A 16,482-nucleotide genomic window follows, 5' to 3' on the forward strand; every position below is an offset into this window, starting at 1 on the left:
TCAGGCGCCAGGCCTGGCCTGAAAGAGTTTAGTCGGAGGGGCAGGCCTTGAGCGGCAAGAAGATGACCATCAGGGACATAGCGCAGGAGGCTGGCGTCTCCCGGGCTACGGTCTCGCGCTACCTGAATGGCGGACACTGGGTTAGCGAGCAGGCAGCCGCGAAGGTGCAGGCCGTCATCGACCGCACGGATTACGTAGCGAATGAGCGAGCGCGGTCCCTGGCCACGGGCCGTTCCAACTCGGTGGCGTTCCTACTGGGTGAACCTCAGGAGCTGCTGTTCGCAGACCCGAACTTCTCCACCCTTCTGCGGGCCATCGCCGATGAACTGGGGCGCAAAGGCATGTCCTTGATTATGATGACTACCGATAACCAGGAGGAGAACAAGCGCAACCTGAAGTTCCTGCGAGGGGGTCATGTGGACGGCGTGCTCTTAGTGGCCTGGCACTATGGGGTGCGCAAGGGGCTGATTCATTCCCTGCACGCGATGGATATGCCGTTTGTAGTCGCTGAGTGCCCGGAGGTGGACAGCGATTCGACCAGCTATGTGCATGTGGATGACTACCATGGGGCGGCCCGGGCCACGCACTATCTACTGGAGCGTGGCGCCAAGTCCGTAGCCATGATCGCCGGACCGGAGGGGCCTACCGGCGCCCTGGAGCGTGTGCGGGGCTTCGAGGACGCCATGCGCTCCCGGGGTCAGAACCCCGAGTGGATCGAGCGGGGCGATTATTCCAAAGCCAGTGGTTACGATGCTGCGCTCAGACTCCTGAAGCGGGCCCCTCAGGTCGATGGTCTCTTCGTCGCTTCCGATTTGATGGCGATTGGTGCCATGCAAGCCTTGCGTTCCCAAGGCCGCGACGTGCCAGCGAACGTGCAGGTGATCGGCTTCGATGACCAGCAGCTGGCGCAAATCTCCGAGCCTCCACTGACCACCCTGCGCCAGCCTTTCGGCGAGATCGGTCGTAAGATGGTTGACCAACTGATTGACCTGATTCATGGAGGCTCCCCAGTAGGCACCATCCTCCCGCTGGAGCTGGTGGTCCGCCAAACCACCCGTTGATTCAGTCCTCGGCTGCCTGACTGGCTACCGTGCGCTCTCGTGCTCTCCTGGGCGACGTGGGTCAGGAGCTCGGTTGAGGCGACGGCGGCGATAGGGGAGTCGATGCTGCTGGTGAGGATGCAATCGGCTCACTCCTGCTTGGCGCCGGCAGCTAGGGGAGAGCCCTTGTTGTCATGAAAGTCGCAACCGACCCCACCCAGTATGGCAGCCTCGTCCAGGGCGCCTACGCGGGCGAAATCCATACACTGGCTCAAGGGAACTTAAGGCTGCGCTTCAGCACTCGTTTCCTGCCGCAACATGCAGTAAGGGCGGAATCGTGTGGGCGGGTATGAGCATCCCGTGGTCGCAGCGTTTGGAATGAATCACCGCCAATATGGAATCCTGGTGGATGACCTTCCTTCTCGAACACGTTGCAATCGAACAGCGGTCTTGAAGGCGTTGCTCCTCAAAAATGCCGCAGGTAGCAGCCCCCCCCCCTGCCGCTTCCGATTATGCTGCGGCGCGCGGGTCCAAGATGGTTGAGCCCCGCGGGTTGTCGGAGGACTCCAAGTATGAGCTCACTATTGGCGACTGGGAGCGCTCTTGCCGCTTGACGAGCCATTTACCGTTCTTCGCGGCATGCTGTCAATGCTCAAGGCGAGCTTCGTTCAGTCTTTCATGGTTCTTCCTTATCCTCCTGGTATAGCGGTGCTGTCATATAGTTGGGGAGAAACAGTACCGTGGCGCTGCCCGGCCCATACCCGGTGAGGACATGCCAATTCCTTGGGAGGGGACCTGGATCTGCTTTTCAGGTCGCCTCACTTCTTTGAAATATCCAACGATGTTGGACGGCTTCATACGGATGCATCCTAAAAGGAGATACCCCTGAAGCATAGTGAAGAACAAATGGACCGTATGATCTATGTTGATATTCCGCTTGCTTATCCCGGTGATGAAGTGGTGAATTATGCGCTTACCCTATATCTGACGTTCAGCCAACTAAGTCGAGCGACCCTGGAGGAAGAGTGGAAGGGCTTTAGGGTGAATGCAAGAAAACAAGCGATATAGCATGTGAGATTCATCGCGCACCAGTTCATTCGCGGGAATGTTTAACCGGGGTCTTCTGGAAGGTTACGGGTCGAATCGATCCTTATCAACAATGAAGCAAAGAACCCATACCGACATCATCCTGAGTTGGAAGCGATTCGTTTGTTTCCGTTGTGGGGCCTGTTTGGATTATCGCCTCTTCCGGTGGTTTCTTGTGCCACGCACTTTTCGTTTAGGGTTCCGGAAAGGATTGGGTTTTTCTTTGTCTGTTTCCGCCGCCTATTTTCTTTAATTACGGGCAGTCCAGGATGGGGGATGCTTGCATTCCGCAGAGGTTTCCTGTAGGCGTGCTCTCTAAATTGTTGACTCTTTCGCAATCTCACGGTTCTCTTTTTCATGTTTTACCCCGTAGCAGCGATAAGTATGAGAGATGAGTGATGACGCGTACTCGCGGGGCGTGGGGGGGGCTTCTGAAGAGGAACAAGGCTGGTCGGGTTGTCGCATGGCTGGAACGGCAGCATTACCGCACAACAAGGGAATGCGGGTATGGCGGCATCCCACGGGCGGCGAACACCAAGCCCGCTGTGGATGGGGGCTGTTCGAGGATTTACCTACCCGCAGGAGAGGCTGCACCACTGGAAACGGGGCGGAAACTAGGGTCTGCGCGATTCGATGACGCGGAACCTGGGGGAGGGGCAAGTATATCCCATTTTCTGCCATATTTCAAAAGCTGACCGGTCGGGGGAATCACAGCCGAGGGCTTCCGCGCTTTGGTATGAGGGGGCGACTTCCCCGAGGGGCCCTGGCCTTATGGGTTGTGTGCAGGTGTTGCGCTCGATCCGGGAGGAGGCGTCGAACGCGACTTGCGGCCCATCATGGTTGGCGAGTACCCAGTTCGTCCTCGGCAGGTGAACGATGGGTGAAAAGATGAAGATTGTGCCATCAGTCAAATGAGTTTCCGGCTTTTTTATCAGACAGGAGGAGCCTACTTGTGTGCGAGGGTCTTCTGCAGCATCCGGCTCAATCCCCCCCCCTCTAATGCCAAAGCTAATCAGGCATTACAAAAGAGAAGTGGAAAAGTGGAAGCGGAATAAAGATGAATTCAATCCGAACATATGGAGCAGCAATGATGCTGCTTACGCGTAGTTGTTGAAAATTTGCAAATAATATCGCCTTTTTGCTTTAAAAAGGATGCGCGCTTCCCATGTGTTTATAGTGCAGGTATCGATAGTCTTGCTCGTCAGCCGACGCATGGAAAAGTCGGAGAACAGGATTACCGCTGTGTCATGGTCTGCGACGAGGCAGTCCGCGTGACCATGTCGAGTGACGGAATTGACGCCTCTGCATCGGTATTCGTATTCGCAAGACGGGTTTGCGGATTAACCGAGGAGGCCAGACGAGGTCAAAAGAGAAAGATAAAGGTGTAGAGCGCATGAACGTATTCCGCAAGACGCTTGCAGGATTGGTGGCCGGTGTCGTTCTCCTGGCAGTTGTACCGTCGGCGATGCCTGCGTTTGCGTCTGAATCCAGACAAACGGTTAACGTGACTCCCAATCCTTGGTATGCTAGTGGCCCTTTCCAAGGGTGGGGAACATCACTTGCCTGGTTCGCCAATGCGACAGGCAACTATGGAGAGCCTGGTTCAATCAGCCAATCCAGCGGCAATCCTCAATCCGACAGCAAAGCGCTAGAGTATGGACGGCAGCTTCGTGAGGATTTTTATACGAGCATTTTCGGTCGGCAAGGTCTCGGCCTCAATAAGGCGCGATACAACATAGGCGGGGGCAACGCCTCCGATGTGGCTTATGGCTACCCATTTATGAGGCAGGGGGCCGCAATGCCCGGTTACTGGGTCCAAGATCCTAATGGATCCTTGGGGCTTTACGGCGGGGTGAGTACTACGATGCGGAATAAGAACGCCATTGATGGTGCGTTTGATCCGGAAAAGGACGACTCCTATGTATGGGGTCCTGCATCCAGGAACTCCTCGGAGGCTTACGCTACCAAAGCTCAGGAATGGTGGCTGAAGCGAGGCGCGGAGCACAAGGATATCAACCAGGTCGAAGCGGCGGCCAATGCGGCTCCGTGGTTCATGACTGGAAATGGGTATGTCAGCGGGGGGACGAGTGGAAATGCCAACAACCTGGTCGATGCTGACAAATATGCCCAATACTTGGCTGCGGTTACTCGGCACCTTTCCCAGCTCAAAGCAGCGAACGGGAACCAGGTCTCGATTAATACGGTAGAACCGCTTAACGAGTCGGAGACGGGATATTGGAGTTCGCCTCAAGGGAGAGCTTCAGATACTTGGCCATCACAAGACACCGCTTTAATCGACCGGTATTGGAACCGTTACTACCAAGACAAGGACAAGAGCAAAACCCCTTATACAAGTGAGGTGAAAAAGCCCCAAGAAGGGATGCACGTGGATGTCGAGACCGCGGGCAGGACTATTCGGTCCCTCAGGTCGGCCCTTGACGCCCAGGGCCTGCGGCAAACGCAAGTCTCCGCAACTGATGCGACGGATTCAGGGCAGTTTGTCGATTCTTACCGTCACTATCCCCAAGAGGTCAGAAATGCTATAGGCCAGTATAACACCCATGCCTATGGCACGAACCATCAGCGGGTAGCCCGTGATATAGCTCAGGGCGACGGCAAGGCTCTTTCGATGAGTGAGGTGGATGGGTCCTGGCAATCCGGAGGCTTCAACCCGTACGGTTTCGATAATGCCCTGGGAATGGCCGGCAAGATAAATAGCGATGTCTATGCCCTGCAATCAAGGGACTACACTTTCTGGCAAATCGGCGAGGATCTCTACAACGTTGCCACCGGTGATAAGGACATGAATGGGAATACGGCCAATCCCAAGGGCGAGGACACCAATTGGGGTAGCGTTTTTCTTGATTACGATTGCTCCGTGGCTGGAACGGACGGCAAGCTCTACTCCCGCAGAGAGGTGGACAATAATGGGGGCAGCACCGCAGGAATCCATCCCTGTCGTATAGTGGTCAACGCGAAGTACAATGCAGTGCGGGCTTACACCCAATTCATCCATCAAGGCGATGCCATCACTGCCAACAATGCCACCAAGGACAATATGACAGCCAGCTCAGCCGATGGCAAGGTTCAGACCGTAATTCACCGCAATGGTGGTGATCAGCCCCAGACTCTGGTCATCGACCTATCCAATTACGACCGAATCGACTCGAAAGCGGCGGGAAGGCTTTTCCTCACCACGACTCCGGACCATCAGCAGGATATATATACAGCCAACATGGACTATATGAACCGCTACTCCAATAAGGAGCAACCGCATGCAGTCAGTATAAATACGACGACCAAGACGGCTACGGTGAATCTGCCTGCCCGATCCATCGCTTCCATACAGTTGACAGGTTTATCCGGGGTCTCCCCCCAGGCTCAGGTGATGGATGGCAGCACTATCCAACTTCAAGGGCAGCAATCAGGGAAGATGCTCTCTGCGGCGGACGATGGCCAACTCACGCTCGAAGACATGGCCAAAACCCCCGCACAGGGCCGGGCCCAATCATTCACTGTCTCCAGTGTCGCTTCTCCCATTGGCGCTCCTATGCTGAAGCGATATCTTCTCTCTTCCGCTAATGGAAGCCGGTTCCTGGGTGCCGATGGCCGAATGCAAACCGGTACGCGGGAATCGGTAGGCGCCGATGCGAAATACATCTGGATACTCGATACCGAGAACGGCAAGACGTTCAGTCTGGTTAACCAAGCAGACAAGGTTGCTTTGGATGTGGCCGGTCAGGAGACTGATGCAGGAGCATCAGTCACTGTGGCGGAGTCGACCGGGGACTGCAACCAGGCTTGGTACTTCCGGTCCACGATGCCTACTGGGGCGCAGGATACGACTGTCCAGGTACCTCTCGGAGGACCTGTGTCCATGCCGGGGACGGTGGTTCCCTATTACCCTTGGGGAAAGGGGGAACCCGTCTCTGTGGTATGGCGGACCTCTACAGTGAACGTCAACAAGGAAGGAACCTACCGGGTCCAAGGGGTCGCAACTGATTTCTTCGGTAATACTTTTCCTTGCAATGCATCAGTGTTCGTTGGTGCGCTGACAGTGACCGATCCTGCTTCGGCGACCGTGCTCTTCGGCTCAGACGCGAGTGCCGTCCGCAAAGTGATGGAAACCACTGCTGTATATGGTCATGTCAAAGCTTCGCCGGCCATAAAGGTCGATCCTCAAGCGGTGACTTGGGATTATACGGATCTCCAGGGGAAACTGGACCGGGCCAAAGAGGGGTCGGCAGTGGGCATTCATGGTGCTCTCGCAATAGGACAAGGCCGTTCCCTGCCTCTGTCTTTCGCCCTATATCTGGAAGCAGCTATACCTCAAAACGTCGCTGATGTCAGTTGCAATCTGACCGTCACGGACCAGGATGTCGAGTACGGGAAAGAAGACCAGTGGAGGAAGCTCACAGATGGCAATACGAAGGAAGAGGCATGGGCTACTTGGAATTCGGCTGGTAACTACCGTCACAGTCCTACCGCCAACCTGGACTTCGGGCAGGTCCGCCAATTGGACCGGGTGACGATCACTTACAAGGACCACCCGCCCGTGTCGGCCAAAGCCGAGTACACGGATAACGGCATCACGTGGAAACCCCTTGGGCAAATTGCTCTCAATCCCCAGCCAGGACAAACCCTGACCTTCCAAGCGAACAGTATGGTGGGGGCAAGCAAGGTCCGCATCGTTAATACCGTTGACAATGCTTGGATGGATGCTACGGAAATAGAGGCCCGGGCCCGGCCATGGGTCGGCCCAATCAGGAATTTGGCCTGGGGCGCAGGTACTCATTTCACTGTCAACGCCGACGAGGGCGACACGGCCGGTAAAGCCATTGATGGCCATGTCGGCAAGGGCTGGTCCACCCGGTCGGCACCTGCGAACATTGACCCGACGGCCACCTTCACCTTTGGCCGTGTTCGCACCATCACTCACATCACTACGACTTTCTATCGTGATGGGCGCGCATCGTGGCCCAAGGCTCAGACATTGGAGTATAAGGATAAATCTGGCGCGTGGCACAGTGTAGGAACCAGGTCGGGGTGGTATCTTCCGCAACCCGGTAGTGGCGATTCCTCGACTGACGCTGATACTCCTACGGCGGATTTTGTCTTGATGACTCCCGTTGAGGCCAAAGCGGTGCGTTTGGTTAATGTTCTCCAGGACAACCGGACCTACATTAATGTGGCGGAAATGGAGGTGTACGGCACTGAGAGCGTCTCGACCTTCGAACCTGAACCCGGGAACGACAGCGACCTAGCCGATCTGCGTCTGGATGGACAGACGATCAAAGGTTTCTCGCCTCGCCAAAGTGATTATGTGGTTGATTTACCGGTTGGTGCGCAACGCAACCCTGTGCTGCAGGCTTTCAGCCGAGACAACGCCGCTAATGTGGTTCTACAATCTGATGCTCAGTCACAGGTAGGTGGCAGGACCCTGATCACAGTTGCGCCCGCCGATGGATCCCAAGCTAGAACCTATTCCGTGCTATTCCGGTCTTTCGACTTGCGTGAATTGAAGATTACTCCGCCAATGAAAACGGACTACGGCATAGGCGAGCCATTCGATTCGCGTGGATTGGAAGTTGGCGCCGTCTATGTTGCGCATGATACAGGGGACAAGCAGGTCAAGCCCCTTGTCCTGAGCGATCCCGATTTGTCCATAAGGGGGTTCGACTCGTCAGTTCCTGGAAGGAAGACTGTCACGGTGGCTTACCGGGGAGTGAACGCCAGTTTCGGGGTCTCTGTAAGAAGAACTGGGGAGATCTCTTCCGGTGAAGGCAGCTATGGCGTGAACGGACAGCAATCGCAGTCGGACGGACGCCTTCATCCTGCTTTGGCGAATTCAGGGACCGCAGTGGTGCCGATATTGCTGCTTGCCACGTTATTGACGTTTGCCGCGCTGGCCGCTTATATAGGGAGGCGATACTGGTCGGGTAAGAGGTAAAGGAGAGAGGGGAATGATGCTGCGCTCGAGTCTGTGCGTTTGAGGCGCGGACGCAGCATCATGCCTTGTTTTCAGTAAGAGGCGATGCTGTTTCAGGGGAAGGGGAAGTGGAAGCAAGCCTCATCGATTTCCGGTGCTGGTAGACGAATTCTTGCCGCGGTTATGGGGAACGCAAGTCTGTCGTGCCTTTGGGAAAACGAATAGGAAGGTGCCTCTTCGTTTGCCTGGTTCCAGCCACCGGACACGGGTTCGCAATGGAATATCGGTCGGATGCCTTTTACACGATTTATGGATTATCGTACCAGTCTTCAGCTCGCCTGACCCTTTATGCATTGATATTTTTTAATTAATAGAGAATTATGTTGTGGACTTCTGAGTTCAAACAATCGATGAAGATTGTATTAACCAATCATAATGACGTTCACAACCGCAATTTTTCTCTATTGTCTGACAATTCTAACGCGTACAAGCTTGTTGTTGTCTTTTAGCCTTGTACTAGATGCATCATTTACCGGATCGTGCTGGTTGATGCACGATAACGACGATTAAGGAGAGAGCAATGAAGCCGGTGTCCGCCACCAATGTTCAGCTCACCATACCGACCTATGAGGTAGGTAAGCCGGATTCTAACCCGCAATTTATAGAAGGTCGCGTATACCAGGGTTCGACGGGTAAGGTCTACCCCTACCCGGTGATTGAATCCATCACTGACGATAAAAAAGACAAAGTCTACAATGCCGTTAATCTGGAAAACGAATTTCTCAAAGTCACCGTACTGCCTGAATTGGGCGGACGCATCCAGTATGCCACTGATAAGACCAATAACTACGATTTCGTTTACCGAAATGACGTGGTCAAGCCTGCCTTGGTCGGTCTTTTGGGCCCATGGATTTCAGGCGGCATTGAATTCAACTGGCCTCAGCACCATCGACCAACGACATTCATGCCGGTCGATTACCGGCTGGTAGAGCTGGATCATGATGGCAGGGGGGTGCAATGCCATGACGTGGACAGAATTCATGGCACAGAAGTAGTCACCACTATTGCCTTGTATCCGGGGAAATCCTACATTGAGATATCCGCTGACCTCTATAATGGCACACCCCTGCCCCAGAGCTTCTTGTGGTGGGCGAACCCTGCCGTGCCAGTGAATGAGCACACCAAGACCGTAATGCCGCCTGACGTTGTTGCTGTGATGGATCATGGCAAGCGTGATGTCAGCCGTTATCCTATTGCGACGGGGACGTACTATAAGCATGACTACTCCCAGGGTGTGGATATAAGCCGTTACAAGAACATTCCTGTACCTACCAGCTATATGGCGGCACACTCCGATTTCGATTTTGTCGGCGGTTATGATTTCAAGGAGGAAGCAGGCATCCTTCATGTGGCCGATCACCATATCAGCCCCGGTAAGAAGCAATGGACTTGGGGCTCTGGCGATTTCGGTCATGCGTGGGACAGGAACCTTACTGACGCCAACGGCCCGTATGTGGAGCTTATGACCGGCGTGTTCACTGATAATCAACCTGACTTCACTTGGCTTAAGCCGTATGAGACCAAGCATTTCACCCAGTATTTCATGCCTTATCGGTCCCTGGGTCTGGTCAAGAACGCAACCCTCGATGCGGCAGTGAATTTGGAATTTGGCCCTGCCGATCCGATTGAGGCTGAGCGGGAATCAGAAGGGGTCGATGGCGCCGGCCTCCAGGATGGGCAAGGACGCTTTAAGGTTTCAGCTACGTCAAGACATGCAGAAGTCATCGTCAAGGTGGTTGGAGACGACAATCAAGTGCTCGCGGAAACAAGAGCAGAAATTGGACCTGACCATACATGCGAAGGCTTGTTCAATACTCAAGGCAAAAAGCCCTGGGAGATCTCAATCAGCGTCACGGACGAGCAAGGGAGAAGCCTAGTCGCTTACCGACCGCTTCGACCGAAGATACCAACAATCCCCTCACCGGCAAAAGCGCCGAGTGAGCCTTCCGCTATGGCCACCAACGAGGAACTTTTGCTCACGGGTCAGCATTTGGAGCAATATCGGCATGCCACTAGCCGACCGGATCCGTATTACCTTGAAGGCCTTAAACGCGATCCCAACGATACCAGAATCAATGTGGCCTATGGGGAACTGCTGCTAAGGCGGGGGGCATTTGAAGAAGCCAGACAGCATTTCAAGACGTCAATCAAGCGACTTACTGAGCATAATCCCAACCCTTATGACGGCCGGGCTTTCACGGATTTGGGCCTTGCCGAGTTCTTCCTGGGCAATGATCAGGAAGCTTACGATGCCTGGTACAAGGCAACCTGGGATGAGACCCAGGCCAGCCAGGGTTATTATTACCTGGCCATGATGTGCGCAAGGACAGCTGAGTGGGCGCAGGGTTTGGCATTCGTCAATCGTAGTCTGGAATATAATGCCCTCAGTTCCAAGGCCCTGGCATTGAAATCCTTCCTCCTGCGTCGTCAAGGGAGGGAACAGGATGCGTTAGAAAGTCTCGACGAGAATCTGAAGCACAACGCTTTTGACTTCGTGTCAGGTTTCGAACGGCATTTGCTGGGAGATAGCGATGAGGTGTTTTCCTTGATGGGGAATCGGACCTATAACTATTTGAATCTGGCTCGCACCTATATGTCATTCGGCGCCTACGAGGAGGCTTGCGCGGCGTTGCTGCGGTCGGATGAACAAGATGCCTTGGTGAATTACTATCTGGCCTACTGTGAGCATCGTTTGGGTAGACTTGAGCAGTCTGCGCGGCATATTCAAACAGCCGAAAAGTTGCGGGGGCTATATTGTTTCCCCAATGCGCTTGAAGACATCTTCGTCTTGAGGGACGCCATTGGTATGGGAGCCAACCCCAGGGCCGCTTATTATCTCGGCTGCCTGTACTATGACAAATTGCAGACCAGTCGGGCGGTCTCCATGTGGGAACGGTCCTGTGCTGCTGATCCGTCTTTCCCCACGGTCCACAGGAATCTGGCTCTCGCCTATTATAACAAGCTTGGCCGGAAGCATGATGCCCTTGAACAGATGGAAGAGGCCTTCCGCCTTGACGAGTCGGACGCGCGAGTTTTTTTGGAGTTGGATCAACTGCATCAGGCAATGGGCTGGACCTATCTGCAGCGTCGTGAGCTCTTCGAAAATCATATGACCTTGGTTGAATCCCGTGATGACTTATACGTCGAGTATATGGAGATTCTCAATCTGACCGGTTCTTATGAACAAGCCTTCAAGCTTATGTCAAAGCGGCATTTCCATCCCTGGGAAGGCGGCGAAGGAAAGGTGACCGCCCAGTATCGTCTTTCGCTGATCCTCATAGCCCTGCAAGCTATGAAGGCGAAAGATTGGCAATTGGCGCAAGAAAAACTCATAATGGCACAGCGTTACCCTGAAAATTTAGGGGAAGGAAAGCTGGAAGGGCAGAAGGACAACGATATCCATTACTTCCTGGGCCTGGTTAATCAGCAACTGAATAAGGACGAAGAGGCGACTGCCGAATTCAGAAAGGCTTCCACAGGTCCGAATGAGGTCAAGGGAGCTCTGTACTACAATGATCAGCCGTCTGAAATGATCCTGTTCCAAGGACTTGCCCACCTGGCTTTGGGTGAGGCTGGCCAGGCGAATGCGCGTTTCTATCGGCTGTTGGATTATGGTGAACAGCACCTGAACGAAAGTGACCATGTTGATTTCTTTGCCGTTTCCCTCCCTGATTTCCGGGTGTTCGAAAGGGACTATGGCCTTATGAACCACGTGCATTGCCAGTACCTTATTGCTCTGGCGAACCTAGGCATGGGCAACGAGAAAGAGTCAGTTTACTGGTTTGGACGGGTTCTCGCTGATGACCCCACTCATATGCAGGCCACGGCATTCATGAAAGCCATAACGGTGGACCGGTTGGCCGCACAGTTTAGGAGCAAGGAAGCGAAGTAAAAGCGAAAGCAATTTTCTAATATAATGCAGCAGTTTTCTTATACGTTCCTCAGTACTTATTTATAGACTGGAACTACGTTGTTTAGTTGTATAATAGAGTACTGAAAAGAGGGCACGAAGATGTGCGTATGAGAAAACTGCTGTGTTTGTTTCCAGCAGAATATCACTATAATCAGGGTCGCTTATGTAGTCAGCGGTATTGAACAGCTGAACGTCCAGTAATCAGAAACTTGTGCTTTGCCCTCTCTGCAAATAGTTGAAAGCGATGCCTTTCAACTAAGTGAGGACAGCAAAAAGGAAGACCGTCATCGTTGACGTAGGGTTGGCTGATTCTGTCAAATCAAACATCTCAAAGGAGAAGAATGACACATTCCATTTCTGCGGCGAGTTCTGTGAATTCTCCGAAAGATCGACAACCCGGCACAAGTAACAGACACCGACGTGATTGGCGCGGATGGAAGTTTATGGGACCTTTCGCGCTGGCTTTCATGCTGGTTTTCGTCATCCCGATTATCTACGCCATTTATATTTCTTTCTTTGAAAGGCGGATGGTAGGAGGAACCGTTTTCGTTGGGCTAAGCAACTACAAACGGCTCTTCGCGGATGGTAACTTCTGGAGTTCAGTTGAACGTGTCAGCGCTTTCACGCTGATTCAGGCTCCGCTCTGCCTGTTTTTGGCCGCGCTTCTGGCTTTGGCAATTGACTCTATGAGGTTGCACGGCACAAAATTCTTCCGTATATCCACTTTCCTGCCGTATGCGGTTCCGGCTGTGGTGTCCACGCTGATATGGGGTTTCATGTACGGAGCGAAATACGGTCTTGTGGGTTCATTCAATGCATGGACCGGCTTACACATGGACTTGTTGGCTCCTAATATTCTGCTTGTCTCGATTGGCAATATCGTGACTTGGGAATATACGGGCTATAACATGCTGATTTTCTATTCCTCCTTATCCACCGTCCCGCATTCTCTTTACGAGGCCGCAGCAATCGATGGGGCGAGTGAGTGGCAAATCGTACGCCGGATTAAGATGCCGGAGTTGCGTGGCAGTCTGGCCATTACTGTGATTTTCAGTATTATTGGTTCCTTCCAGCTCTTCAATGAACCGTCAATCATGCAGAACATGGTGCCGGGAAATACTATTACCAGCTACTACACACCGAACATGTACGCCTACAGTCTCAGTTTTGCGGGTAACCAGTCGAATTACGCCGCGGCCTTGGCCATCGTCATGGCGGTCATCACTATGGCGATCGCTTACGTTGTGCAGCTGAACAGTCTGAAGGAGCAAATGAAATGACCGCTGATATTATGGATGAATCGCCTTCAGCAATTCGAGCTCGAGAGCGGCAGCGGGCGAAACGCATAGCGAGGGATGAACGGGCGGAGCGCAAGCGGGCAGCGGAAGCTGGATTCTCCAACCCTTCCAACCCCCGTCGTTCCCTGCCGCTGACATTGGCGACAGGTGTCTTCGCCGTCTACTGTCTTTTTCCTTTTGCGTATTTGATTATCAACGCCACCAAGACGCAACCGGATTTCACGTCAACCTTCGGGCTTTGGTTTGGTCACACCTTTGCGCTTTGGGACAACGTCGTCACCGTCTTTACATATGAAGACGGTATTTTCGGACGGTGGCTCCTGAATACCCTTCTCTACGTAGTGGTTGGTGCAGGTGGGGCAACCATCCTGGCCATTATGGGTGGGTATGCCTTGGCGAAGTTCGTTTTCCCTGGTCGTAAGGCTGTTTTCGCCGTGGTTCTTGGTTCTATCAGTGTTCCCGGTATCGCCTTGGCGGTTCCGCAGTTCCTCCTGTTCGCAAAGATGGGTTTGACCAATACTCCCTGGGCCATGATCTTGCCTAGCCTCATTAGTCCATTTGGCCTTTACCTTATGTGGATTTTCTCAGAACAGGCAGTGCCGACGGAGCTCCTGGAATCGGCGAGGGTAGATGGTGCGGGTGAGTTCAGGACCTTCCTGACCATCAGTCTGCCTCTTTTGGCCCCGGGAATCGTGACCACGGCCTTGTTCGCCATCGTAGCGACCTGGAACAACTATTTTCTGCCATTGATTATGTTGAAGGATTCCGAATGGTATCCCCTGACCATTGGACTTAATCAGTGGAAGAATCAGGCCAATACAGCCGGTGGACATGCAATACAGAATCTGGTCATCACAGGGTCTCTGGTTACGGTGATCCCCCTAATGATCGCTTTCCTGATTCTTCAACGGTACTGGCAATCTGGATTGGCTGCAGGAGCCGTCAAGGAATAGACGGGCGCCGACGATGGCAGCCCGGAAATAACGAAGCATATTGGTATATGAAACGGAGAAGCAGATGACCGAACAGCATCGGAAGTTCAAGTGGCCTCAACCAGTCAAGGGCGACAGACCCAGGATTTGGTTCGGCGGCGATTACAACCCCGATCAATGGCCGGAGGACGTTTGGGAAAAAGATATGGCCTATATGGTCAAGGCCGGCGTCAACATTGTCTCGCTGGCGATTTTTTCCTGGGCCAAGCTTGAGCCCGAAGAGGGTGTCTTCGATTTTGCCTGGTTGGACAAGGTCATTGACATGCTTGGGAGTTCCGGCGTTGCGGTGGATTTGGCCACTTCCACGGCTTCTCCGCCAATGTGGCTCACGCAGGCTCATCCCGAGGTGCTTTGGCAGGATGAGCGTGGAGATGTCTGCTGGCCTGGTGCTCGTCAGCATTGGAAACCCACGAGCCCGGTATACCGCGAGTATGCCCTGACCCTTTGCCGTGCCCTGGCGACTCATTACAAAGACGACCCTACCGTCGTAGCTTGGCATGTGGGCAACGAGTATGGTTGCCATAATCGATTCGACTATTCCGATGATGCCAAGAACGCTTTCCAGCTCTGGTGCAAAGAACGGTATGGCACCATTGAGAACCTAAACAAGGCATGGGGGACCGCTTTCTGGTCACAGGAACTTAATGACTTTACCCAAATCATCCCGCCCCGTTTCATAGGCAAGGGGAATTTTACCAACCCTAGTAGGCTTCTGGACTTTAAGCGGTTCAGCTCGGATGCTCTCAAGAGTTTCTATGAGGCGGAACGTGATGCCCTTGCTGAAATCACGCCTGACAAGCCTCTTAGCACCAACTTCATGATCAGTGCCGGCAACATGACCCTAGATTATGATGACTGGGGTTATCAAGTGGACTTTGTTTCCAATGACCACTACTTCACGCCTGGTGAGGCGCACCTGGATGAATTGGCGTATTCCGGTTCCCTTATCAGTGGGGTGGCTCGTCGCCATCCCTGGCTCCTCATGGAGCAATCAACCGGGGCTGTGAATTGGCGGACCATCAACGAGAGAAAAGAACCAGGTCAGCTCATACGGGATTCATTGGTGCACTTGGGCATGGGGGCGGATGGGATCTGCTTCTTCCAATGGCGGCAGTCCCAAGCCGGAGCGGAGAAGTTCCATTCGGCCATGATTTCTCATGCTGGAACCGATACCGAGGTTTTCAGGGATACTTGTGAGCTTGGTCAGGATTTGCGAGCCTTGACCGAGGAAGGTCTGTTGGATGCGGGAGTGGTCAAATCTCCCGTCGCTGTGGTATTCGATTACCAGAGTCAGTGGGCTACAGAGCATTCGGCCACTCCCTCACAGAACGTGCATCATTGGACAGAGCCCTTGGATTGGTTCAGGGCCCTTGCCGATGTGGGCGTGCGGGCGGATGTGGTACCGGTGCGTGGAGATTGGGACACATATGAGGCGGTGGTTCTCCCCAGCCTTTACATCCTGGATGCCGACAACTCCCGCAGAGTCCGTGACTATGTGGCGGCTGGCGGCAAAATCATTGTGACCTATTACACAGGTATCAGCGACCAAAACGATCATATCTGGTTGGGGGGTTATCCCGGCTCCATTCGAGATGTGGTGGGCGTCCGATCGGAAGAGTTCGTGCCCATGGGCGATGGCAAGGATGGGGCTCTCGACCATCTGACCCTCAGTAACGGTGCGAGGGCCCATGATATTGCTGATTACATCACCTCAGTCGAGGACACGACCCGTGTGCTCGTCACCTATAGTGGTGATGATCCTTGGTCTGGCATGATTGGGGTACCGGCCATCACTGTTAACGCTTTTGGAAAGGGGCAAGCCGCATATGTGGGTTGCCGTCTGGGCCGTGAGAATCTTGCGCTAAGCCTTCCTGAGCTGTGCAAAGCTATGGGGATTGCGTTGCCTGATTCGGCTGGATCAGGCAATCTTCTGAGACTTGAACGCCTGAACCAGGAGACCGGCCAGGCTTTCGCCTTTTACTTTAACCGGACTAGAGACAAGGTCGCGGCCCAGCTGGAGGGCGTGCCTATCATTTGGTCCCATGCCGAGGTTGATGCTTCTAAGGAAACCGCAATCCTTGAACCCAACGGGGTAGTGGTCAGCAAGGGGACCAGGAAGTGATTGGTGAGTTTGGAACTTATGCCTGTTACAGGGTATGAGGCC

The 16,482-nt window shown here is 53.7% G+C and carries 6 protein-coding genes; all 6 read left to right on the plus strand.

Going from position 1 to position 16,482, the window contains the following annotated elements; all coding sequences use genetic code 11:
* The first annotated feature begins 47 nt into the window (after nt 1–47).
* Nucleotides 48–1,061 carry a LacI family DNA-binding transcriptional regulator gene (locus tag AB656_RS00585; RefSeq protein WP_051905201.1) on the plus strand — a complete coding sequence of 338 codons (1,014 nt, stop codon included), beginning with the start codon at nt 48–50 and terminating at the stop codon, nt 1,059–1,061.
* Nucleotides 1,062–3,519: 2,458 nt separating this feature from the next.
* Complete coding sequence (locus AB656_RS00590) at nt 3,520–8,076, plus strand: discoidin domain-containing protein (protein WP_033503887.1); 4,557 nt, start codon at nt 3,520–3,522, stop codon at nt 8,074–8,076.
* Nucleotides 8,077–8,635: 559 nt separating this feature from the next.
* Nucleotides 8,636–12,007, plus strand: coding sequence for a DUF5107 domain-containing protein (locus AB656_RS00595; RefSeq protein WP_051905203.1), 3,372 nt, complete (start codon nt 8,636–8,638; stop codon nt 12,005–12,007).
* Nucleotides 12,008–12,471: 464 nt separating this feature from the next.
* The gene (locus tag AB656_RS00600) at nt 12,472–13,308 is read left to right on the plus strand and encodes a carbohydrate ABC transporter permease (protein WP_033503886.1); all 837 of its coding nucleotides are present in this window, start codon (nt 12,472–12,474) and stop codon (nt 13,306–13,308) included.
* Nucleotides 13,305–14,279: a carbohydrate ABC transporter permease gene (locus AB656_RS00605; RefSeq protein WP_033503885.1), complete on the plus strand. Its 975-nt coding sequence runs from the start codon at nt 13,305–13,307 to the stop codon at nt 14,277–14,279. Before AB656_RS00600 ends, AB656_RS00605 begins: the two co-directional genes overlap by 4 nt.
* 64 nt (nt 14,280–14,343) lie before the next feature.
* Nucleotides 14,344–16,440: a beta-galactosidase gene (locus tag AB656_RS00610; RefSeq protein ID WP_033503884.1), complete on the plus strand. Its 2,097-nt coding sequence runs from the start codon at nt 14,344–14,346 to the stop codon at nt 16,438–16,440.
* The last annotated feature ends 42 nt before the right edge of the window (nt 16,441–16,482 follow it).

Source organism: Bifidobacterium actinocoloniiforme DSM 22766 (genome assembly GCF_001263395.1).
Lineage (GTDB): Bacteria > Actinomycetota > Actinomycetes > Actinomycetales > Bifidobacteriaceae > Bombiscardovia > Bombiscardovia actinocoloniiformis.